Source organism: Planococcus daihaiensis (genome assembly GCF_049262615.1).
GTDB lineage: Bacteria > Bacillota > Bacilli > Bacillales_A > Planococcaceae > Planococcus.
On record NZ_CP175504.1, the window covers coordinates 2050986 to 2073801 of the forward strand.

General features: G+C 49.2%; 23 protein-coding genes and 1 other annotated feature (1 of these 24 running past the window's edge). Of the genes, 19 read left to right on the plus strand and 4 right to left on the minus strand.

Features of this window, described 5'->3' with window-relative positions; all coding sequences use genetic code 11:
* Positions 1-210: a binding site (T-box leader), on the plus strand; it begins 23 nt to the left of the window's first position.
* Between the two features lie 60 nt (positions 211-270).
* The 7 genes from trpD (at position 271) to DHX103_RS10075 (ending at position 6304) form a co-directional block, all read left to right on the plus strand.
* On the plus strand, positions 271-1263 hold the full coding sequence (gene trpD, locus DHX103_RS10045) for an anthranilate phosphoribosyltransferase (RefSeq protein WP_422122161.1): 993 nt from the start codon (positions 271-273) through the stop codon (positions 1261-1263).
* Complete coding sequence (gene trpC / locus DHX103_RS10050; RefSeq protein ID WP_422122162.1) at positions 1260-2036, plus strand: indole-3-glycerol phosphate synthase TrpC; 777 nt, start codon at positions 1260-1262, stop codon at positions 2034-2036. The genes trpD and trpC overlap by 4 nt, the downstream gene beginning before the upstream one ends.
* On the plus strand, positions 2033-3838 hold the full coding sequence (gene trpB, locus DHX103_RS10055) for a tryptophan synthase subunit beta (RefSeq protein ID WP_422122163.1): 1806 nt from the start codon (positions 2033-2035) through the stop codon (positions 3836-3838). Before trpC ends, trpB begins: the two co-directional genes overlap by 4 nt.
* Positions 3835-4605 carry a tryptophan synthase subunit alpha gene (gene trpA / locus DHX103_RS10060; RefSeq protein ID WP_422122164.1) on the plus strand — a complete coding sequence of 257 codons (771 nt, stop codon included), beginning with the start codon at positions 3835-3837 and terminating at the stop codon, positions 4603-4605. The genes trpB and trpA overlap by 4 nt, the downstream gene beginning before the upstream one ends.
* Positions 4606-4626: 21 nt before the next feature.
* Positions 4627-5217 (plus strand): DNA-3-methyladenine glycosylase, encoded by a 591-nt coding sequence (locus DHX103_RS10065; RefSeq protein ID WP_422122165.1) that lies wholly within the window; start codon positions 4627-4629, stop codon positions 5215-5217.
* A 69-nt stretch (positions 5218-5286) separates the two neighbouring features.
* Entirely contained in the window at positions 5287-5814 is a 528-nt protein-coding gene (locus DHX103_RS10070) for a type 1 glutamine amidotransferase domain-containing protein (RefSeq protein WP_422122166.1), read from the plus strand.
* 160 nt (positions 5815-5974) lie between these two features.
* Positions 5975-6304 carry an ArsR/SmtB family transcription factor gene (locus tag DHX103_RS10075; RefSeq protein WP_422122167.1) on the plus strand — a complete coding sequence of 110 codons (330 nt, stop codon included), beginning with the start codon at positions 5975-5977 and terminating at the stop codon, positions 6302-6304.
* Between the two features lie 88 nt (positions 6305-6392).
* Here DHX103_RS10075 and DHX103_RS10080 read toward each other — a convergent pair whose 3' ends face one another.
* Complete coding sequence (locus DHX103_RS10080) at positions 6393-7205, minus strand: GNAT family N-acetyltransferase (protein ID WP_422122168.1); 813 nt, start codon at positions 7203-7205, stop codon at positions 6393-6395.
* 375 nt (positions 7206-7580) lie between these two features.
* On the opposite strand from DHX103_RS10080, the gene DHX103_RS10085 reads away from it, so the two are divergent.
* The 4 genes from DHX103_RS10085 to DHX103_RS10100 all read left to right on the plus strand — a co-directional run bounded on the left by DHX103_RS10085 (position 7581) and on the right by DHX103_RS10100 (position 11746).
* Entirely contained in the window at positions 7581-8507 is a 927-nt protein-coding gene (locus tag DHX103_RS10085) for a manganese-dependent inorganic pyrophosphatase (protein ID WP_422122169.1), read from the plus strand.
* A gap of 134 nt (positions 8508-8641) precedes the next feature.
* Positions 8642-9352, plus strand: coding sequence for a DsbA family oxidoreductase (locus tag DHX103_RS10090; RefSeq protein ID WP_422124750.1), 711 nt, complete (start codon positions 8642-8644; stop codon positions 9350-9352).
* Between the two features lie 103 nt (positions 9353-9455).
* Positions 9456-10085, plus strand: coding sequence for an FMN-dependent NADH-azoreductase (locus DHX103_RS10095; RefSeq protein ID WP_422122170.1), 630 nt, complete (start codon positions 9456-9458; stop codon positions 10083-10085).
* Positions 10086-10204: 119 nt separating this feature from the next.
* A complete protein-coding gene (locus DHX103_RS10100; protein ID WP_422122171.1) occupies positions 10205-11746 on the plus strand; it encodes an FAD-dependent oxidoreductase in 1542 nt (513 codons plus the stop codon).
* An 84-nt stretch (positions 11747-11830) separates the two neighbouring features.
* Here the strand turns inward: DHX103_RS10100 and DHX103_RS10105 are convergent, their stop codons facing one another.
* Positions 11831-12355: a YceI family protein gene (locus DHX103_RS10105; RefSeq protein WP_422122172.1), complete on the minus strand. Its 525-nt coding sequence runs from the start codon at positions 12353-12355 to the stop codon at positions 11831-11833.
* Between the two features lie 204 nt (positions 12356-12559).
* Between DHX103_RS10105 and murB the strand changes: the two genes are divergently transcribed.
* From murB to DHX103_RS10130, 5 genes are all read left to right on the plus strand, one after another.
* On the plus strand, positions 12560-13477 hold the full coding sequence (gene murB, locus DHX103_RS10110) for a UDP-N-acetylmuramate dehydrogenase (RefSeq protein ID WP_422122173.1): 918 nt from the start codon (positions 12560-12562) through the stop codon (positions 13475-13477).
* A 93-nt stretch (positions 13478-13570) separates the two neighbouring features.
* On the plus strand, positions 13571-15049 hold the full coding sequence (locus tag DHX103_RS10115; RefSeq protein WP_422122174.1) for a potassium/proton antiporter: 1479 nt from the start codon (positions 13571-13573) through the stop codon (positions 15047-15049).
* A 90-nt stretch (positions 15050-15139) separates the two neighbouring features.
* Positions 15140-17506, plus strand: coding sequence for a penicillin acylase family protein (locus DHX103_RS10120; protein WP_422122175.1), 2367 nt, complete (start codon positions 15140-15142; stop codon positions 17504-17506).
* A 44-nt stretch (positions 17507-17550) separates the two neighbouring features.
* Complete coding sequence (locus DHX103_RS10125) at positions 17551-17895, plus strand: fluoride efflux transporter FluC (protein ID WP_422124751.1); 345 nt, start codon at positions 17551-17553, stop codon at positions 17893-17895.
* Complete coding sequence (locus tag DHX103_RS10130; RefSeq protein ID WP_422122176.1) at positions 17892-18227, plus strand: fluoride efflux transporter FluC; 336 nt, start codon at positions 17892-17894, stop codon at positions 18225-18227. Before DHX103_RS10125 ends, DHX103_RS10130 begins: the two co-directional genes overlap by 4 nt.
* 50 nt (positions 18228-18277) lie before the next feature.
* Here DHX103_RS10130 and DHX103_RS10135 read toward each other — a convergent pair whose 3' ends face one another.
* A complete protein-coding gene (locus DHX103_RS10135; RefSeq protein WP_422122177.1) occupies positions 18278-18697 on the minus strand; it encodes a universal stress protein in 420 nt (139 codons plus the stop codon).
* Positions 18698-18873: 176 nt separating this feature from the next.
* Here DHX103_RS10135 and DHX103_RS10140 point away from each other — a divergent pair, with 176 nt between their 5' ends.
* The 3 genes from DHX103_RS10140 to DHX103_RS10150 are packed head-to-tail and all read left to right on the plus strand — an operon-like array spanning position 18874 to position 22436.
* Positions 18874-19230 carry an ArsR/SmtB family transcription factor gene (locus DHX103_RS10140; RefSeq protein WP_422122178.1) on the plus strand — a complete coding sequence of 119 codons (357 nt, stop codon included), beginning with the start codon at positions 18874-18876 and terminating at the stop codon, positions 19228-19230.
* Positions 19202-21292: a heavy metal translocating P-type ATPase gene (locus DHX103_RS10145; protein WP_422124752.1), complete on the plus strand. Its 2091-nt coding sequence runs from the start codon at positions 19202-19204 to the stop codon at positions 21290-21292. Before DHX103_RS10140 ends, DHX103_RS10145 begins: the two co-directional genes overlap by 29 nt.
* A gap of 25 nt (positions 21293-21317) precedes the next feature.
* On the plus strand, positions 21318-22436 hold the full coding sequence (locus tag DHX103_RS10150; protein WP_422122179.1) for a GNAT family N-acetyltransferase: 1119 nt from the start codon (positions 21318-21320) through the stop codon (positions 22434-22436).
* A gap of 90 nt (positions 22437-22526) precedes the next feature.
* On the opposite strand, the gene DHX103_RS10155 is transcribed toward DHX103_RS10150, so the two are convergent.
* The gene (locus tag DHX103_RS10155) at positions 22527-22682 is read right to left on the minus strand and encodes a lmo0937 family membrane protein (RefSeq protein ID WP_422122180.1); all 156 of its coding nucleotides are present in this window, start codon (positions 22680-22682) and stop codon (positions 22527-22529) included.
* Positions 22683-22816: the final 134 nt, after the last annotated feature.

A 22816-nucleotide genomic window follows, 5' to 3' on the forward strand; every position in this document is an offset into this window, starting at 1 on the left:
TAGGCAGTGGAACTATTTAGAGAGTCAGCGGCTGGTGGAAGCTGATTGGAGAAACTGCGCGAATGGACTTATGAGAGCTAGCCTGAAAATGGAAATGAGTAAGGCAGACGTATGCCCTGCGTTAAAGGGAAAGGCGAAAAGCCTGTTTAAGTGAGTGCAGAAATGCATTAATGCGTGGTGGTACCGCGGTTTTTTTAACCCGTCCCCGCAACCGGATATCAATCCGGTTGCGGGGATTTTTGTATTCAAAAGAGCTGAGGAGAGATGATAATGAGACGAGCAGAGAGTTTAAGTGAACACAGAATGTACAATAAATCGCTGGAAATGTTGGATGACCAAATGACGGATGGTGAAATCAAAAGATTTCTTGAAGCATTGCATCAAAGAGGAGAAACGGCAGATGAGATGGTGGGTCTGGTCAAGGCGATGAGATCGAAAGCGGTCAAACTGCCCGAAACAAATGGGTCGCTGATTGATGTCTGCGGCACGGGCGGCGATCGTTCATTCAGCTTTAATATCAGTACGCTGACGGCATTTGTGCTGGCGGGTTGCGGCATGAAAGTCGCCAAACACGGCAATCGCAGCGTTTCGAGCAAAACAGGAAGCGCTGATGTGTTGGAGGAGCTCGGAATTGGCACTACAGCAGATCCGGCAACCATTCCGGAATTGATCGATAAAACAGGAATCGCGTTTTTATTTGCGCCGGCCATCCATCCGGCACTCGGAAAATTACGGAGTGTGCGCAAGAGCATTGCGACGCCGACCATTTTCAACCTGGTCGGACCGCTTGCCAATCCGTTGCCGATTGAAATGCAAATGACGGGCGTCTACCGCCGGGATATGTTGGAGCCGATGGCAGACGCACTCCTCCGACTTGGCAGAAAGCGCGGAGTGATGGTGCACGGAGCCGGTGGCATGGATGAACTTTCACTGGCTGGCACCAATGAATTATTGCTGTTCGATGAAAACGGCAAGAAGGCGATGCAGTTTCATCCGGAAGAAGCCGGTTTAAAACTTGCGCCGATCGAAGCCGTCAGAGGCGGAGATGCCAAACGCAATGCCGCGATTTTTCTGGAAGTGCTTGAAGGTAAAGAGAGTGCTTATCTGGACACCGTCGCGTTGAACGCGGGTGCGGCACTTTTCGCCGCCGGCAACGCAGGCACGATTGCTCAAGGGGTCCATATTGCGAGAAAATCCATCCTTTCAGGTGAAACGGCACGCATATTCAATGCCCATCGCCGTGCGATGGGGGTGCTGGTATGACGATATTGGATGAAATCATTGCAGCAAAACGCAAGGAGATAAAAGAATACAAAGGCATCCAGCCGGTTGCGGCAAACGATTTTCCTGAAAAATCACGCTTGGCGGATCGGCTGAGAAGGGGCCGCGGAGTCATCGCAGAGATCAAACGGGCGTCCCCTTCAAAAGGCGATATCCGACTGGACGTTGATGTCGCTGAGCAGGCTAAAATTTATGAGCAGGCGGGAGCTGCAGCGATTTCCGTATTGACGGATGAATTGTACTTCAAAGGATCGATGGCTGATCTGGAAAAGGTGGCGAAACTGGTATCGGTGCCGGTACTGTGCAAAGACTTTATCGTCGACAGTGTCCAGATCGACCACGCAAAAAACGCTGGCGCCACAATCATATTATTGATTGTTGCGGCACTGGAGCAACTGGAGCTTGAAGGGCTGTATTCATACGCGCAGGCAGAAGGATTGGAAGTGCTGGTTGAAGTGCACGACCGCGGGGAGCTGGAAACTGCGCTTGAGTTGGGTGCAGAATTAATCGGGGTCAATAACCGGAATTTGAAAAACTTTGAAGTGTCGCTGGAGCGGACAGCAGAAATTGCCGAACATTTTCCCCGCGGCGGTGAGTCGCTGCTGATCAGCGAAAGTGGAATCTTTTCTGAAAACGATGCCTCATTTGCATTCAATAAAGGAGCTTCCGGCATCCTGGTCGGTGAAGCGTTGATGCGTTCGGCAGACGCCGGCGCGTGGATTGCGGCCGTAACCGTTCCGGGGGTGAAGAAATGACGAAAGTGAAAATTTGCGGATTGCAGGAAGTGGAACATCTACAGGCGGCACGCGGAGCTGATGCGGTGGGGTTTGTCTTTGCACCGAGCCGTCGCAAAGTTTCGGTCGAACAGGCTGCTCGCCTGGCAGCCGAACTGCCGGCATCCATTGAGAGAATTGGTGTTTTCGTCAATGCGGATTTGACTGAAATTCTGGAAGCAATCAGAACTGTGCCTTTGACGATGGTGCAATTGCACGGCGATGAACCGGACGATTTGATCCGCAGCATTCCGGTGAAAGTGATCCAGGCGTTTTCGGTTCGCGATGACAGGGATGTCGAAAAACTGGAGCGGTCGATTGCAGATTACGTGCTGGTCGACGCGCCGGGAATCCATTACCGCGGAGGAAGCGGCAGGACATTCGATTGGACTTTATTGGAGCGCTCAACAATTGAATTTGAAAAACTGATCGTAGCCGGGGGATTGGACGCTGACAATGTCGGCACGGCAATTAGCCGCACCAAGCCGTATATGGTGGACGTTTCGAGCGGTGTCGAAACCGACGGCAAAAAAGACGTTGATAAAATAAAAAATTTCATAAAAACTGTAAAGGGTGATTCGATGCAGAACACAACGGGCACGAAGGAAGAAACCGGATTTTTCGGGCGCTTCGGCGGCCAATTTGTACCTGAGACATTAATGCGCGCAGTGAAAGAATTGGAAGCGGCTTATGCGGAAGCGAAAGTGGATCCGAAATTTCAAGCAACGTATCATCATTATTTAAAGGATTATGTTGGCCGTGAGCAGCCGCTCACCTATGCGGCAAGACTGACGGAAGCGTGGGGCGGGCCGAAAGTTTATTTGAAACGCGAAGATTTGAATCATACCGGCGCCCACAAAATTAACAATGCGATCGGCCAGGCATTATTGGCGATCCGCATGGGCAAACGGAAAATCGTCGCGGAAACCGGCGCCGGCCAGCACGGTGTGGCAACGGCGACAATCTGTGCGCTGCTGGATTTGGAATGTGTCATTTTCATGGGCGAAGAAGATATCAGAAGGCAGCAATTGAACGTATTCCGGATGAAATTGCTCGGAGCAAAAGTGGAAAGTGTCACAAAAGGCAGCGCCACATTGAAAGACGCAGTCAATGAAGCCTTGCGCTACTGGGTGTCAAATGTCGGCGATACCCATTACCTCATCGGTTCGGCGCTCGGGCCTCACCCGTTCCCGACGATGGTTCGTGATTTCCAAAGCGTCATCGGCAAGGAAACGCGTAAGCAGATCCTCGACAAGGAAGGGCGCTTGCCGGATGTAATCTTGGCTTGTGTCGGCGGCGGATCCAACGCAATCGGCATGTTCCATCCGTTTGTGGAAGATTCGACTGTGCGGCTCATTGGCGTGGAAGCGGCCGGTGAAGGCGTTAACACAAACAGGCACGCGGCAACACTGACCAAAGGAACGGAAGGTGTGCTTCACGGCGCCTTTATGAAACTGTTGCAGGATGATAATGGGCAAGTTCAGGAAGCGCATTCGATTTCTGCGGGACTCGATTATCCGGGCGTGGGTCCGGAACATGTTCACCTGGAAGATATCGGGCGTGTTCAATACAAAGCGATAACGGACGAAGAAGCGTTGGCTTCGGTCATCACTTTGTCGAGACTGGAAGGCATAATACCTGCGCTCGAATCGGCGCATGCCGTGGCGGAGGCGGAGAAAACGGCTGCCACCATGGGGCCGGAAGAAATCTTGATCATCTGTGTATCCGGGCGGGGCGATAAAGACATGGCGACCTATGCGGAAAAATTGGAGGGGCTGGCATGAAACGTTTACAGACTTTGAAGGACGAGGGCGGCAAGGCGTTCGTCGCGTACATTATGGCGGGAGACGGCGGATTGGATCGGCTGCGCGGTCAGGTAGAATATTTGCAGGGCACGGGCGTAACGGCGATTGAAATCGGCATCCCGTTTTCCGATCCGGTGGCAGACGGCCCGGTGATCGAAGAAGCCGGTAACCGCGCTTTGAGCGAAGGCGTGACGCTTGATAGGGTTTTATTGGAAATGAAGAGCTGGAATTTGGAGATGAAGATTCCGTTGATCGTCATGACGTATTTGAATCCGGTGATCCGTTACGGGGCAGAACGTTTTGCTGCGGCCTGCCGGGATGCGGGCGTTTCGGCAGTCATCATTCCGGATCTGCCGTTTGAGCATCAGCAGCTCGTTGCACCTTACCTGAAATCGGCGGACATCACATTGATCCAATTGGTGACGCTGACCACAACCGAGAATCGGCTGCGTGATATTTTGGCTGCGGCTGAAGGTTTTGTCTATGCCGTCACCGTGACCGGCATTACCGGTGTGCGCGATGAACTGACCCAGGACGTGAAAGAGTTCATGAAGGATGTGCGTGCAGAGAGCCCGGTGCCGGTGTATGCGGGATTCGGCATTTCCAAACAGGAACAAATCGATATGCTCCGCGATGACGTCGATGGCTTTATCGTCGGTTCAGCAATTGTCAAAGCGTTCCATGACAATAAAATCGAGGACATCGAACCCCTGATCGATGCAGTGACCCGCAGCAACCCGGTATAATGGATGCTGGAGGGATGTACGATGTTCAAACCGGTCTCAACTGATTTTTTTGATTTGCCCACGTTGGAATTGTCGCGCAATCTGCTCGGGCAGATTCTGGTCCACGAACTGCCGGACGGTATCGTCGCCGGCCGCATTGTCGAAACCGAAGCCTATATGGGCGCGGAAGACCGGGCGGCGCACAGTTTTGGCAATAGACGAACCAAACGGACGGAAATTATGTTCGGCAACGCCGGACTTGTTTATACGTATCAAATGCACACCCATACCCTGATCAATGTGGTCAGCGGACCGGTCGATACACCGCGCGCGATTCTGATTCGCGCAGTGGAGCCGGTCGAAGGCATCGATTTGATGGCGGAACTTCGCGGCCGCCATTTGCCAATCAGGCAATGGACGAGCGGCCCGGGCAAACTGACGAAAGCGATGGGGATTTCGATGGATTATTACGGCCACCATTTTACGGAGCAGCCGTTATATATCGCACAAGGTGATCCGGTGCATGCCGTTTCAGTCGGGCCGAGAGTCGGCATCGGCAATTCGCAGGAAGCCGTCCACTATCCGTACCGCTTTTGGGAACAGGACAACCCTTACGTATCGAAATTCCGTTAAACTCCATGTTTAGTAATTTTTGTGCGTGGAATAATAAAGGAGAGTTCAAAACCAAAGGAGTGAAAGATAGTGGCGAAAATCGCAACGCTTATCACAAATATGTTTGAGGACGTAGAATATACGGATCCGTCGAAAGCATTCAATGATGCGGGTCACGAAGTTTTCACAATTGAAAAAGAAGCCGGCAAAGAAGTGACGGGCAAAAAAGGCGAAGCTGTCGTGTCGATCGACAAAGGCATTGATGACGCCAACCCGAATGATTACGATGCCCTGTTTCTGCCAGGCGGATTCTCACCTGATCAATTGCGGGCGGATGACCGTTTCGTAAACTTTACGAAAGCATTTATGGACGCGAAAAAACCCGTTTTCGCCATCTGCCACGGGCCGCAATTGCTGATTTCAGCAAAAGCACTCGAAGGCCGTGATGCAACGGGCTATAAATCGATTCAGACGGACATGGAATACGCTGGCGCGAAAGTGGTCGACAAGGAAGTGGTCGTTTGTCAAAATCAATTGGTGACAAGCCGCCAACCGGATGACATTCCTGCATTCAACCGTGAATCCTTGCGTGTGCTGGAAGAATATTCGGCAAAATAAAATGAATTAATGAATGACCCCGGCAGCTGTGGCTGCCGGGGTTTTTAATGGAGAAATTAGGGGGAGCGCAAGCGAGCGCTCTGCAGCCCGATTGATCCTTGATTAAATAAGCGAACACTTATAAAATAAGTGACGATACTGTTGAAAGCAGGTGTTTGGGATGGATTATCTATCCATGGAATCTTATTTAAAAGCCATCAGCGATCATAATAGAATGCTGATGCTGAAATATTTATCGACTGAATCGCTTTGTATCTGTGAATTTACGGAATTGCTCGATATGACGCAGCCGGCCGTCAGCCAGCATATGCGGAAATTGAAAACAGCCGGATTGGTCACGGAAGAAAAGCGGGGACGTTGGACGATCTGGTCGCTCGATGTGCGGCACACGCTTTATCCGATGCTGATTCATCTATTGAGTTTATTGCCGGAGCCGGAAGTCACTGTGGAATCTTTGGTAGCGGAAGGAAAAAAAGTGGTTTGTGAATAGCTGGATGTCTTCAGCGGAGAAGTTGGGCTCATTATTAAAATGACATAAAAAATCGTGCCTCTCCAATCAGGAAGGGACACGATTTTTTTTAATCAAGAAATTTGGCCATGTAAATCTCGTTATAATACTTGCCGTTGATGACCATGGAATCCTGGCGAATGCCTTCGGATACATAGCCGGATTTTTCAAATAATTTTCTGGCCGGCTTGTCGTTCTCGACAACTGTCAATTCCAAGCGGCTGATCTTCTTGGAGGCTGCCCATTCTTCGCCTTTTTGCAGAAGTTTGGTGGCGATTCCTTTGCGGCGTGCGTTCGCTTGAATGCCAATGCAGATTTCTGCGCGGTGAGCTGCCCGTAAGGCGGCATTGCCCACTATGGTCAGGAAACCGACATGCTCGCCATTCAATATTGCGATAAAGATTGTGGAATGTCCGCTTTGGCGCCATTCGATTATTTGTTTCCGGACTTTCTGTGTGGACTGAGTGCGTTCATCTTTGCCATACAGCATAAACTCGGATTCGGCTTCCACTGTTTTCATCAATGCGGCAAGAGACCGGGCGTCACCATGCTCGGCGTTGCGGATCAGCAGGATATCTTCATCCCCTTTGCCGTCTTTTGCATTGGCTCCTTTGGAAGCGTCGATTCTTTCAAATACGACATGACGGTTCGTCTCCACTTCACTGACAAAATAACCGGCGTCCATCCATGCATGGAAATGCTTGGCGGGTGCTTTGGTTTTTTTCCACCAGCTCCTGTTCAGATAAGCGGCATTGGGCAATTGCTGGCCCATGATCTGTTCAATTTCATTGAAGCTGAGTTTGATTTTGGCATTAGTGGCAGAAGAAAAGTAATTCGCTAACGGAATGTATTTCTTTTCCAAAATTATAGTCAATATTTTCACTTCCCTTCAGAAATTTATGGATTAATTGTATTAATTATACCATTAGTACTATTACAAAGTATATTGATTTGTTCATTAATGTTAAAAAAATTCTATTCTGAATAAAAAATTTTCAATTAAAACTTTATAATGCTTAAATGTTCCATCTACATTATTAAATTTACAATTTAACCTATTTTAGTAATTAAAAAGGCATAGTCATATAATACTACCAAATAGTTTTTAATACCACATTTTTATTTGGCGTGAAATGAGCTGCAATTCCCGGCACATTAGCTGCGGATTTCAACACATTCCCTTAGTAGGAAAGTTCAGCTGTGGGAACAGTTATGGTAGAATTACACGGAAACCAACTTTGATCAGGAGGCATAAAAAATGTCAAAAGTTTTTGTATTAGGCCATAAAAATCCGGACACTGATTCGGTGTGTTCAGCTATTTCATACGCGTACCTTAAAAATGAAACTGGAATGGAAGCCGAACCGGTTCGCTTGGGCGAAATGAATAACGAAACGATATTTGCTTTGAAGGAATTCGGATTCGAAGCTCCGCGTTTGGTGAAACGCGTTTCCGAGGAAGTTTCCCAGGTGATTCTCGTCGACCATAACGAACGCCAGCAAAGTGCGGAAGATATCGATGAAGTTCAAGTGATCGAAGTGATCGACCATCACCGGATTGCCAATTTTGAAACGACGGACCCGCTATTTTTTCGCGCTGAACCCGTCGGCTGCACGACAACTATTCTATTGAAGCTGTTCAAGGAAAATAATGTGGAGATCCCGGCAAACATTGCCGGCTTGATGCTGTCTGCCATCATTTCTGATTCGTTATTGTTCAAATCGCCAACGTGCACGGATCAGGATGTCCGCGCTGCCCGTGAACTGGCTGAAATTGCCGGTGTAACCGTGGACGTTTATGGGTTGGCAATGCTGAAAGCAGGAGCGGATCTCAGCAATAAAACACTGGAAGACCTGATTTCCCTTGACTCGAAAGAGTTTGAAGCGGGAAGCCACCGCTTTGAAGTGGCGCAGGTCAATGCCATCGATGTTTCGGAAGTGCTCGGGCGACAGGATGAGCTGGAAATTCTCATGGCTCAGTCAATTGCCAACAAACAACTCGATTTATTCGTTTTTGTTGTAACCGACATTCTGAACAACAATTCCGAAGCGATCATTCTTGGCAGAAGATCCGACATCATTGAAGAAGCATTCAAATCGAGCGTAGTGGATAACCGTGTCCTGCTGCCGGGCATCGTGTCCCGCAAAAAGCAGATTGTGCCGGTCATTACGGAAGCGTTAAGCTGATTTCCTTCGGGGAGTCAGTTTTTTATTGCGAAAATTGCAAATTGCAAATTGAACTGGAAATAAATTTCTATAAGCAGAAAGATTGAGCGTGGCATTTTTGCTTGCTATAGTAAGTGGCGAGGTGAGTACAGATGTTGAAAATTGAAATCTGGTCTGATTATGTATGCCCATTCTGTTACATAGGGAAACGCACATTGGAACAGGCACTTATAAAAACTGGTTTTAATAATCAGGCAAAAATTACATTCAAAGCTTATCAGCTGGACCCGGCAACTCCTATAGATTCAAGCATTCCCGTTCATGAAAGTCTGGCTGCGAAATTCGGTCAATCCGTCGAGCAGGCAAAGGAAATGACGAAAGGCGTGGCATTACACGCACAAAATGTCGGACTCGAATACGACTTTGATAATATGGTTCAGGCAAATACACTGGCGGCACATCGCCTCGTAAAATGGGCGGAAACGCAAGGTAGGGAAGCGGCCTTGACTGAGCAGCTGCTGAAATCTTATTTCATCAATGCTGAACATATCGGCAAGCAGGATGTCCTGTTGGATAACGCTGAGGCAGTCGGTTTGCCGCGCAACGAAGCAAAAATGGTTCTGGATTCTGACGACTTCAACACGGACGTCGAGCAGGATATTGCAGAAGCGGGCCAATTGGGCGTGCAGGGCGTTCCATTCTTCGTCATCAACAGTAAATATGCCATTTCCGGTGCGCAGCCACTGGAAGCGTTCATCGATTCGCTCAAGCAGATCGCTGATGAAGAAGGCTTGCGTCCAGCGTTAAAACCGCTTGGCAGCAAGGAAACGAGCTATTGCACAGGTGATTCCTGCAACTCGGATTGAGCTCTTAAGCAGTTTAATTGACCGGAATTCAAAAATTAACTAGAATTAAAAAGTCTTTAATTTGAGATAAATATTAACAGGAAATAAAGGAGTTTTGTTTTTCATGAACGTTTTAGTAGTAAAAGCCAATAACCGTCCCGCATCAGAGGGGATTTCAAGTAAAATGTACGATGTATTTATGGATAATGTAGGAACAGACGCCAACGTGAAAACGTTTGATGTCTTCAAAGAAGATATGCCTTATTTCGGACAGGATTTCTTCGACGCTATGCAAAAATCAGCACAAGCGGAAGAATTGAACGATATCGAACAACGCATTTTGACTGCCGCCAACAAAGCGATGGATGCTTTCCTTGACGCTGATGTAGTGGTATTCGCATTCCCATTATGGAATAAAACAATTCCTGCGCCGCTTCAGACTTTCATCGATTATATCTACCGTGCAGGCGTAACTTTCAAATATACGGAAGAAGGCCCACAAGGTCTTGTTCCGGAAAAGAAAGTCATCATTTTGAACGCACGCGGAGGCATTTATTCGACTCCGGAAATGGCACCAAGTGAAATGAGCGTCAACTATGTCCGCATGATCATGAATTTCTTCGGCATCGAAGACATTGAAGAAGTGATTATCGAAGGCCACAATATGTATCCTGACAAAGCACAGGAAATCATCGAAGACGGCATGAAACGTGTCGAAGAGATGGCTCAATCGTTTGAAAAAGTAAAAGTTTAACAGCTGATTCCAAAAAACCCGGAAGCGCAGATGCGTTTTCGGGTTTTTCTATGCGCTTATTTTCCGGAGGGAAGGGTACATAAAAGTTAAATGACAATATTAGGAGGTATCAGGCGGCGATGAAGAATGAAAACATGAACATTCCGGAATCGAAGGAGTCCTACTGGCGCAAATTTGACGACATCGGTGATTACCCGCAGCTCCAAAAGAATGAAGCCACGGAAATAGCGGTGGTCGGCGGCGGTATTGCCGGCATCATCAGTGCTTATTTACTGGCGAAAGCAGGAAAAAAAGTGACCTTGATCGATGCGGGCAAATTGGTGGATGGTGTAACGGGCTACACGACTGCAAAAATTTCGGCACAGCACGACCTGCTTTATGCTTCGCTGATCAAAATATCCGGGGAAGTCGAAGCGAAGAAATATTATGAAGCCAATTTGGAAGGCCTGGAATTTATAAAAAATACGGCGAAAGAACTCGGCATCGATTGTGACTTTGAACACAAGGATGCTTTCGTGTACGCCAATACGGAAGCCGGAGCGAAAAAAATCGAGGAAGAAGCGGAAGCCTACGAGCAGCTGGGCATAGCGGGCGGCTTGGCGAAGAAAGAAGTGGAATTGCCGTTTGCGGTGAAAGAAGCCATTGTCATGCGCAACCAGGCCCAATTCCATCCGGTGAAATTCTTGGCCGGGCTTGTAAAGGAATTTGAACGCCTCGGCGGTACCGTTTATGAAAAGACCCGGGCGATGAAAATTCTCAGTAAAAAAAATCCGGTAATCCAAACGGAAAACATGTCTCATTTGTCGTGCGACAAAGTGATTGTGGCAACCCATTACCCATTCAATGACGGAGACGGCATGTATTTTGCGAGATTGTCGGTTGAGCGTTCCTATGTGCTGGCGGCGAAAGTGAAAGGCGAGATCCCGAAGCATATGTATATCAGCACCGATATGCCAAGCCGTTCACTGCGCTATACGACAGATGACAGCGGAGAACGCCTCCTGCTGATTGGCGGAGAAGATCATGGTTCCGGCAAACACAAAGGCGATACGATGGAGAATTACGAAAAGCTCGCGGAGTGGGGAGATGAATATTTTGGTGTGGAAAGCATTCCTTACCGCTGGTCTGCCCAGGATATGACAACACTCGATAAAATTCCCTACATCGGTACCAGCACCATCGGTTATGAAAATATTCTGGTGGCAACAGGTTTCCATAAATGGGGCATGGCCCATGGCGCCGTGGCGGGAATGCTCCTGCGCGACCAGATTCTGGGCAATGAAAACCGCTACGCTTCTATATACGATCCGACCCGTACGAAGATGAAACCGGTCGATATGACGAGTTTTGTTAAAGACAATGCTTCCGTTGCCAAAGAATTGGTCAAAGGCAAATTGAAAAAACCGATGAAGACGCCGGAGTCCCTGGAAAAAGGCGAAGGGGCAAGTGTCAAAACGGCGAAAGGTGCAGCGGGCGGTTACCGCGACCAATACGGCCAGGTGCATCTTGTCGACACCACCTGCACACATCTCGGCTGCGAAACAAAATGGAACAACGCGGAACGCTCTTGGGACTGCCCGTGCCACGGCTCCCGTTTCTCCTATACGGGCGAAGTGCTTGAAGGCCCAGCCGTCAAACCGCTCAAGCGAATCGAGGAGTAAGGATTTGATGGATGAGTTATTTCTGCAAACGAAAAAAGGAGCTGCAAATAACTCTGCAGCTCCTTTTTTTGTGCATTTATGAAATTACGCTGGGTTAGCTTCCAATGCCAACGAAATTTTGATGTCTTCGCCGACCATTACGCCGCCTGTTTCAAGCGCCTGGTTCCAAGTTAGGCCGAAATCTTTGCGGTTTACTTTACCTTCGCCGCTGAATGCTACCACTTCCACGCCCCATGGGTTAGTTCCTTTGCCGCCGTATTCAACTTCAAAAGTTGCCGGGCGCGTTACGCCTTTCATGGTCAAATCGCCAGTCAACTCATATTCGTCGTCGCTTTTTTTAGCGATTTCGTTTGCCTTGAATGTGATGTGCGGGTGCTGTTCAGCATCAAAGAAGTCTGCCGAACGCAAGTGGTTGTCGCGGTCTTCGTTGTTTGTGTTGATGCTTGCCACGTCGATTTTGAAATCGATCAATGCGCCTTGAAGATTCGCTTCGTTCGCTTCCACTGTTGCATCATACGAGGCGAAAGAGCCTTTTACTTTTGAAATCATCATATGCTTTACTGAGAAACCGATTTCTGAATGCGCTGCGTCTACTGTCCATTTTTTCATGTGTAATTTCCTCCAATATTTTTATGTCTAACCCCACTATAAAACACAAAAGGTTTGATGTCAATATACTTTAATTAATTATTCTCGAATTCGAGATAAATATTTCATTGGACTTTTGGACGTAAGTAGCCATAAATGCTTGTCAAATGCCTGAAAAACAAAGATACTATTAGAAGTTAAACGTTTAGAAGGGATTTGCTTGGGATGACGAAAGAAAGATGGTTATCAGACCTTCGCCGTTTTGTGGCGGACAGCCACGTGAAAAACGACGAACCGCTCCATCTCCATACCTTGACGAAAATGGGCGGACCGGCTGATATTTTTGTATCACCTACAAATGAAGATGAAACTGCTTATACAGTGAAATATGCTTTTGAAAATAACATTCCTTTATTGCTGCTCGGAAACGGCTCCAATATGGTCGTGCGTGACGGCGGCGTACGCGGCATTGTCTTGAACTTGAAAAGCCTCAATGAAATCCGCATCGACGGTCACCAGGTTTACGCGCAAGGTGGCGCAAACATTAAGGAAGTGTCCAAGATTGCAGCCATTAATACGTTGACGGGCTTCGAGTTTGCCTGTGGCATTCCGGGTTCTGTCGGCGGTGCAATGGCGATGAACGCCGGGGCGTATGGCGGCGAGATCAAGGACATTATTCTCCAGGCGACGGTTTTGACACGTGAAGGTGAAAAGCTCGTGTTATCAAAAGAAGAGCTGGAAATGGATTACCGCAAAAGTGTCATTACGAAAGAAGGATTCTATGTCCTTTCTGCGGAGTTTGGTCTTGAAACAGGAGATCAGCTTGTCATCGACGCGAAAATGGCTGATCTTACCCATCAGCGAGAATCCAAGCAGCCGCTTGAATTTCCATCAGCGGGCAGTGTATTCAAACGTCCGCCGGGCAATTTTGCCGGCAAGCTGATACAGGAAAGCGGATTGCAGGGGAAAGGTTTTGGCGGAGCGGAAGTTTCGACGAAACATGCAGGGTTTATCGTCAATAAAAACAACGCGACTGCCAATGATTATATCCAGACAATTGAAATGGTGAAATCAACAGTATTTGAGAGATTTGGCATCGATTTGGAACTTGAAGTGAAAATTGTCGGCGACGACACAGTGTGAGCAATCGACGGGAATCCTTGAAAGAGGAGCTCCCGTTTTTTTTTATGGACTGAAATTATGCTATAATTGAATAGTAAAAAACCCTGGGAGCTGATGGTCATAGACTATACAATTAACGGAATGATCCTTATATGTGGCGTTTTCCTCCTGATGGGTGTGCTGATGACAAAAGTTTCAGCGCGCGCGGGAGTTCCTTCCCTCGTTCTCTTCATGATCATCGGAATGATCCTCGGTAGTGACATTTCCGGACTTATTTATTTCTCCAGCGCAGAAATCGCTCAATTGGTCGGTGTCTTCGCTTTAATCATCATTTTGTTTGAAGGTGGACTTCAAACTCAATGGAAAAATATACGGCCCGTTCTTGGCGGTTCTCTGGTTCTTGCGACAATCGGTGTATTAATAACAACCGCCGTAGTGGCAGTTGCTGCCTATTATGTTTTGGACATTACAGTCCTTGAAGCGCTGCTGCTCGGTTCGATTGTTGGTTCCACCGACGCGGCCGCTGTATTCTCAGTGCTCGCTGGCCAAAATATAAAAGGAAGAATTTCTTCGACGCTAGAAGCGGAATCCGGCACCAACGATCCGATGGCGATGTTCCTGACAATCGCCTTTATCCAGCTGATCATGACACCGGAAACTTCCGTTTTCACAATGCTGGGCAGTTTCCTGCTGCAGATGGGTGTCGGAGCGGTTCTCGGGATTGCCCTCGGCCTGTTTGCTTCATGGACCATCAACCGGATTAAACTGAATGCCTCCGGCTTATATGCGGTGCTGTCTGTCGGATTTGCTGTTTTCATCTACAGCTTCACAGCGATTCTTGGAGGCAGCGGCCTGCTGGCAGTATACCTTGCGGCACTTGTCATCGGAACACGGGACTTGACGCATAGTTATTCGATCATCAGTTTCAATGAAGGCCTTGCCTGGCTTAGTCAAATCATGATGTTTGTCCTTCTTGGACTCCTTGTGTTCCCGAGCCAATTGGCTGACTGGGACTTGATCTGGAGAGGATTGATCCTATCGCTTGTATTAATCTTTATCGCCCGTCCGATTGCCGTTTTCGTCTCGACAATCTTCTTCGATTATTCACTGAATGAAAAACTGTTCATGTCCTGGGCAGGGCTCCGTGGTGCGGTTCCGATCGTACTCGCGACGTTCCCGATGCTAGCTGGTCTGGACAATAGTTTCCTGTTCTTTCATGTCGTATTCTTTATCGTTTTGACTTCGGCGTTGCTGCAGGGATCCACAATTCCTTACGTTGCCAACAAGCTGAAGCTCAACGGCAAACCATCGCCGAAGCGGATCCATTCACTGGAATTGGTGTCGATGGATAAAGCGAATGCCGAAATGCTGGAAGTAGAATTGACGAGCAAGTCGCCGTTCGCCGGCCAGCTAGTACAGACGATCGGCTTGCCGAAACAGACGCTGATCAGCGCAATTATCCGCTCCGGCCGGCTCGTCATGCCGACCGGCACGACAAAACTCAAAGTTGGAGACGTGCTGTACGTTTTGACAGAGAAAAAACAAGTTTCAAAAGTGAAGATGGTTCTCGGCGAAGAGGACATCGTAAACTAGCCCGCAAATTTGCGGGCTTTTTTATATAGAAGGAATTTCCCGGATTCAGGTCGAATAAATGTAAGATGTTGAAAAGGGGGAGAAAATAGAATGGAGAAAAAGCCGAAGGGAAGAAAATGGCTCAAATGGCTATTGGGGACGTTTGGGGTTTTGCTGGCAATCGCCATCATCGGACTCATTTATGTTAACGCTTACATAGGTAAATCAAAACCGGTCATCAGCGGAGAAATGGAAGTATCGATACTCGATGCGGACGTGACGGTTGTACGCGATGATATCGGCGTACCGCATATTGAAGCGCAGTCGGACGCCGATCTTTACCGCGCGCAAGGCTATGTCGTCGCGCAGGATCGGCTGTTCCAGATGGACCTGTCACGCCGCCAGGCAAGCGGTCGGCTTGCGGAGGCAGTCGGAGCCGCCGCTGTGGATACGGATAAATTTTTCCGTACATTCAGCCTGCGGGATGCTGCCGAAAAATCTTTGGAAATATATGATGAAGATTCCAAGCAGGTGCTCGCATGGTTTGCAGAAGGGGTGAACGCATTTATTGACGAAGCGAAGGAAAATGACACGTTGAGCTACGAGTTCAGTCTGCTCGGCTACGAGCCGGAGGAATGGACGCCCGTCGATTCACTCGCCATCGGAAAATTCATGGCTTATGACCTGGGCGGCAACTGGTCATCGCTTGCGGTCCGGCACTGGGCACTTGGTGAGTTTCCGGAAGACAAAGCGAAAGAATTGTTCATCGAATATCCGGAAGATGCACGGTCGGTCATTGAAGCCAATATTGACCAGCAGGTGCAAGTGGCCGGTGAGTTCGACGCGTCGCTGGTGCCAAATGAATTCAATGGCAGCAATAACTGGGTGGTGTCGGGTGACAAAACGGAAAGCGGCATGCCGATTCTGGCGGATGATCCGCATCTCGGATTGAGCACGCCTTCAATCTGGTACCAAATGCATCTGAAATCTCCGGAACAGAACGTCAGCGGTGTCATTTTCGCCGGCGTGCCGGGCATCATTCTCGGGCACAATGAAGAGGTGGCCTGGGGCGTGACCAATGTCGGCCCGGATGTCCAGGATCTCTACATTGAAACGCCGAATCCGGAAGATCCGACGCAATTCCGCTACGACGGGGCATGGGAGCAGGCGGAAGTAAGGGATGAGCCGATCGGCGTGAAGGACGGCGAAACCGTGGACTTTGAAGTCGTCGTGACGCGCCACGGCCCGATTATTTCGGATGTCATGTATGACGATGAACAACCGGGGGCGCTGTTCTCGATGCAATGGACGGCGCTCGAACCGACACTCGAACTGCAGGCAGTGCTGGCATTCAATAAAGCGTCGAATTGGGAAGAGTTTGAAACAGCATTGGAAGATTTTCAGGCTCCCGCACAAAACTTCGTCTTTGCTGCAACAGATGGCACAATCGCTTATAAAGCGAATGGCCGTATACCAATTCGTAAATCAGGAGATGGCCAATTGCCGGTGCCAGGGGATTCTGCCGATTACGGCTGGGAAGGCTATGTGCCGTTTGATGAATTGCCGACAGTCGTAAATCCGGCCAGTGGTTTTATTGCGACAGCGAATAATGAAATTGTGGACGATTCCTATGACTACCACATTACGGATTTCTGGGCCCAGCCCTACCGCTATGAGCGGATTGCAGAAGTGCTGGAAGCGTCGGATGGGCTGACGCCGGAAGATATGATGGAGCTGCAGATGGATAAGAAGAATCTGTATGCTGAGGAATTTCTGGTAGAAATGACGGAGGCAGTCAGAGGCGAAACGGATGACTACGAAGAAGTTCTCGCGCTGCTGGCCGATTGGGATGGAATGGATCAAGCCGATCAGCCGGCGCCGCTCATATTCCATAAATGGATCAAGCAGCTGCCGCACACTATGCTCGCAGACAGTTTTCCGGAAGATGTCTATGACCTGATGCCAGGGAAAAATCACATCACAGATGCGATGATGCGTGACTCGTTTGCCGGCAAAGATGGCGTCTGGGTCAGTGAGTATGGCGGTGTTGGGAAATGGCTGACCGATGCGCTGGAAACAAGTTTGGCTGAAGTTGAAGACGACTTTGGCGGTGATCCGGCAGATTGGCAATGGGGCGATTACCATCAACTGACATTCCCGCATCCGCTTGCCGGGGCTTCGGCGATATTCGAAGGCTTCCTGAACCCGGATCCTCTGCCGCTTGGCGGTTCGAATATCACGGTGCAGGCAGCCGCGTTCGATGAAGACGGCAATGTCGACCACGGAGCTGCCTGGCGTTTTGTCGCCGATCTGTCCGATTTGTCGAGTGCGCACCATATCGTCGGACCGGGACTCAGCGGCCATATGAAATCGGATTTCTTCCATAATCAAGTCGATAAATGGGCCGAGGGCAATTATCACGAAACTCCGATTGACGGTTCGGCAGAAGGCTCGACCTTAACACTGATAGCTGAGTAAGTTATAATGGCTAAAAAAGATATGGGGTTTTTGATGTGAAAAGGATGTTAGCGGTAGGTGCCGGCGGAATGGCCGGCACGCTGCTTCGTGTCTGGATATACGCAGCGGTTCCGGGGGCGGTGAGCCTGTGGGCCGTCAATATTATCGGCAGTTTCCTGATCGGCTTTGCGGTGATGAAACTCAGTGGAAAATCAGCGGAACTGCGGTTGTTCATCTCGACGGGTTTGCTGGGTTCATTTACCACCTTTTCGGCGTTCTCGAACGATTGGTTTCGGGAACTTGAGTCTTCGGTCGTTGCCGGTGCCGTTTACGGGTTGGCAATGACAGCGGCGGCAGTGGCCGCTGCAGCAGCCGGATTATGGCTTGGCCGGAAAGGGGTGAAGGAATGAGCCTGATTGAAATCGCGCTTGGTGGATTCCTTGGCGCCATGGCACGCTATTTGTTTTATCTGAGTGTGGAGAACCGCTGGCGGCAGCCGAAAATCGCCACGCTGCTGGTCAATGTTCTGGGTTCGTTCGTCATCGGCGCTTTTGTGGCCACTGGCAATCTGTCGGTATTCTGGTTGACCGGATTTCTCGGTGCCTTTACGACGTTCTCGACGATGGCCTTGGATGCGGTGAAGGATTTTGAAGACGGCAACTGGCTGGCGGGCATTTCTTATCTGGCAGCGAATCTGGTTGGCGGTTTGGGATTATTTGTCTTGGCGTATACAATATTTTAAATGAAAAGAGGCTGGAACCGGAGGAAGATCCGTGTTCCAGCCTCTTTTATTTATTTCACGATTAAGACCGGTGCATGTACGCGCTTGGCCACTTTATGGCTGACGCTGCCGAGCACCATTTCCTGAAAACCATTGAGTCCCCGGCTGCCGATGAAAACGATGTCGTAGCTGTTTTCATTGGCGTGCCGGATGATTGTCGGTCCTGGAGTGCCGTGCAGCGTTTTAGTTTCAAAAGGGATGCCTGCAGCGCTGAAAATTTCTTCAAGCGGCAGCAGCAGCTGACGCCGGTGGTAATGCATTTCATCGACTTGCTTGTCATGCATCACTTCTGCCCGCGCTTTCTCATAATCCACGACATAAAGCAAAGTGACCGCCGCATCTTGAAACATTTTGGCCATTTTCAACGCTTCAGCTGCAGCGCGTTTCGAATGTTCCGAACCATCGGCCGCCAATAGTATCTTTTGGTACATCCCCATTCCCCCTTCGTCTGGAAAACCTTAGAAAGGTTATTCGACAATAGAACGGAAATGTCCTTTTTTCGATTGAATCCCAAACAATCAAACGAGGGTTTGACTATCGTGGGAAGAAAGCATAGACTGAAGAAAACAATCAAACAACCGTTTGATTGATGCGGGGGAGTGCCAATATGAAAGAAATTTGTGAAGTGTCAAAAGATCATCCCGAAAAAGTGAAAAATGTTCAAAGGCAGATGACGGAGCTCTCGGATGTCGTAACACTTTTCAAGGCATTGGCGGATGAGACACGTTTGAAAATTGCTTATGCCTTAACAATAGAAGAAGAAATGTGTGTTTGCGATATTGCGGCAGTCATCGATGGCTCCACAGCTACAGCTTCCCACCATTTGCGCTATCTCCGGGACCGGAAACTGGCAAAGTCTGAACGCAAAGGCAAACAGATTTTTTATTCGCTGTCAGACAAGCACGTTCACCAATTGGTGACGATTGCGCATGAACATGCGAAAGAAGGTGAGGAAATTGGTTAAAACATATCGTCTTGAAAATTTGTCCTGTACCAGCTGTGCCGCGAAATTCGAAAAGAACATCCTCAACCTTCCGGATATCAAAGGGGTCGATTTGAATTTCGGCGCTTCCAAGCTGACGGTGGACGGCAATGTTTCCATCGAAGCACTGGAAAAAGCCGGTGCGTTCGACCATATCCGGGTTTATCCGGAAAAAGCAAAAGTGGTGCATACCCCTTTTTATAAACGCCGCCAGACATTCGAAACCGCCATTTCGTTCCTGTTGCTGATTGCCGGAGTCATTCTGTCTTTCCAGACAAGCGAAGGCAATCCGTGGGCAATCGCTCTGTTCGGGGGTTCGATGCTGGTCGGTGGCTATCATATGTTCCAGACCGGGCTGGTGAATCTCAGCCGCTTTGAATTCGATATGAAGACATTGATGACAATTGCGGTCATTGGTGCAGCGATTATCGGTGAATGGCGCGAAGGCGCAGTGGTCGTATTTTTATTTGCGATCAGTGAAGCCCTCGAGTCTTTCTCGATGAACAAAGCACGCCAATCGATCCGCGGACTGATGGATCTGGCGCCGGCGCGTGCATTGATCCAACGGGGCGGTGAGCTGCTCGAGATGGATACGGAAGAAGTCCGGATCGGCGACGTGCTGATCGTCAAACCGGGGCAGAAAATCGCCATGGACGGTGTCGTTTTGCGCGGGGAATCTGCGGTCAATCAGGCGGCCATCACCGGCGAATCGATTCCGGAAGTTAAAACGCCGGGAGCCGATGTATTTGCGGGGACGATGAACGAAGAAGGTGCGCTTGAAGTGACTGTCACCAAACGGGTGGAAGATACGACAATTGCGAAAATCATCCATCTCGTCGAAGAAGCGCAGGCGGAAAAAGCGCCGTCACAGAAATTTGTCGACCAATTCGCGAAATATTATACACCGGCCATCATCATCATCGCATTTTTAGTGGCGCTGGTTCCGGGTTATCTGACGGGTGACTGGCAGCTGTGGGTTTACCAGGGATTAGCAGTGCTTGTCGTCGGCTGTCCGTGTGCGCTTGTCGTCTCGACGCCGGTGGCCATCGTTACGGCCATCGGCAATGCGGCGAGACAAGGTGTCCTCATCAAAGGCGGCATCCATTTGGAAGAAACGGGACGCATCAATGCCGTCGCTTTTGACAAAACGGGCACGCTGACAAAAGGCTATCCTGAAGTGACCGATGCGGTGCCAGCAAACGGCTATACGAAAGAACGTCTCGTGCAGCTGGCGGCCTCAGCCGAAGCGATGTCGCAGCATCCATTGGCACGCGCCATCGCTAAAGAAGCTGCGCACATTCTTCCTTCCGAAGGCTTCCAGTCGATTACCGGAAAAGGCGCTTATGCGGAAGTAGAAGGACAGAGAATTCATATCGGCAGCCTGCTGTGGGCGGAAGAATTCGGACTGCAGCCGCCTGCGCACAGCCGCGTATTGCAGCAAAGCGGGAAATCGGTCATGGCGGTATTTACAAAAGACTCATTGATCGGTGTTCTTGCCGTCGCAGATGCCATTCGCACGGAAAGCCCGGGCATCATCCGGCAACTGAAAGAGATGGGCATCGACAGCACGATTATGCTGACAGGTGACCACCCGGCAACGGCCAACGCCATTGCAGCAGAAATCGGGGTTACCGATGTGCGGGCAGGGTTGATGCCGCAGGACAAGCTGTCTGCAGTGCGTGAACTCCAGCAGCAATTTGGCCGCGTCGCAATGGTCGGCGATGGCATCAATGATGCGCCTGCTCTTGCAGCTTCATCAGTCGGCATCGCAATGGGCGGTGCCGGTACGGATGCAGCGCTTGAAACGGCGGACATCGCATTGATGGCCGACGATCTTGAAAAACTTCCTTATACCATTCGACTAAGTCGCAAGACATTGCGTATAATAAAGGAAAATATCATGTTTGCTTTGGGACTGAAAGTTATTGCTTTGCTATTGATCATTCCGGGCTGGCTCACCTTGTGGATTGCAATTTTCGCAGACATGGGAGCGACCCTGCTCGTAATTCTGAATGCTTTGCGGCTGGTGAGGGTTCAAAAGTAAGCTATATATGCTTGGAGGATTTGCAGTGAAATTAACTGAGTGGACAATGGAAGAGCAGGAACAGCTGATTCATTTTATGACGACGAACTCCTGGCCATATCACGGGCAGGAGCATCCTGTCCGTGCGTTGATACAAAAAACGATTGAAGAAGGCGGCTACCAGTCTGATCAGGTGACAACATTTTGGGTGGAAAATGATGAAGGCGAACAGGTCGGGCTTGTGAAAATCTTTGATCTGCAGGACGACATTCCTCTATTTGATTTGCGGATTGCCGATCCCTACCGCGGCAAAGGTTACGGACCAAAGGCATTGAAGATGACTGCCGATTTCGTATTTTTGCTTGCGGAAAAGAAAATTCGGCTGGAAGGCCATACGCGCCACGATAATTTTGCAATGCGCAAAGCTTTCGAACGTACCGGTTTTGTTAAGGAAGGGCATATTCGCCAAGCCTGGTTTTCAACAAAAGAAAATCGCTATTTCGATGCGGTTACTTACGGCATGACCCGTGAAGACTGGCAGCAGGGAATAACGACACCGGTGCTATGGGAAGACACCATAGCGGAGCCGACAATGCCGCCGTTCAATCCGGTGCTGCTCGATTTTTCGGACCAATTCGAATCGGCCCGGCTGTTAATACGGGCACCGCGCCGCGAAGATGCGGCTCATAGTTATGAAGCCATTAAGCATTCAATCGACTCGCTGCGGCCCTGGATGCCGTTTGCCCAGAAAAAGCCGGACCTGAAACAGATTGAAGCGAACCTGATCGAAGCGGCAGCTGATTTCCAGCTCCGCAAAGATCTGCGTCTTCATTTCTTCCTGAAAGAAACCGGGGAGTTCATCGGGTCAAGCGGACTCCATCGCATCGACTGGGAAGTGCGGAAGTTTGAAATCGGTTATTGGGTCGACAACCGTTTTGAGGGCAAAGGCTATGTGACGGAGGCAGTGGAGCGCATCACGCGTTTCGCGTTTGAGGAACTCGGGGCCAACCGGGTGGAGATCAAATGTGATCCGGACAACGTCAGAAGCCGTGCCGTTGCTGAACGGCTGGACTTTAAGCTCGAAGGCATCCTGCGCAATGAAACGATTTCACGTGTGGACAATAAAGTGCGGGATACATGCGTTTATTCGAAGATAAGTGAATAGCAAAACTGAAGTGGGCGGGCGCATTTTATTCCCGAACGATAAAAAGGCAAAAAAATAGAGACGGTGAGGATACCCTCGCCGTCTCTTCTTCTATACGCCTTTCCTTCCGGAAATTAGATTCACGATTAAAATAATTGCTGCTACGATTAATAGAAGGTGAATTAATCCTCCGGCAACGTCCATTAAAAATCCAATAATCCAAACTGCTAAAACTACTACAAGAATAATCCATAAAATACGAGCCATGTGTTCTCACCGACCTTTCTGCTTAGATAGTAATATGTACCCCTGAAAAATACCAAGCAAACCTATTCCGCAAAAAAAACTCATCGAATCAGTCAACAGAGCTCAGTTGTTCGTCGGGTGAGGGTATAGTAAAC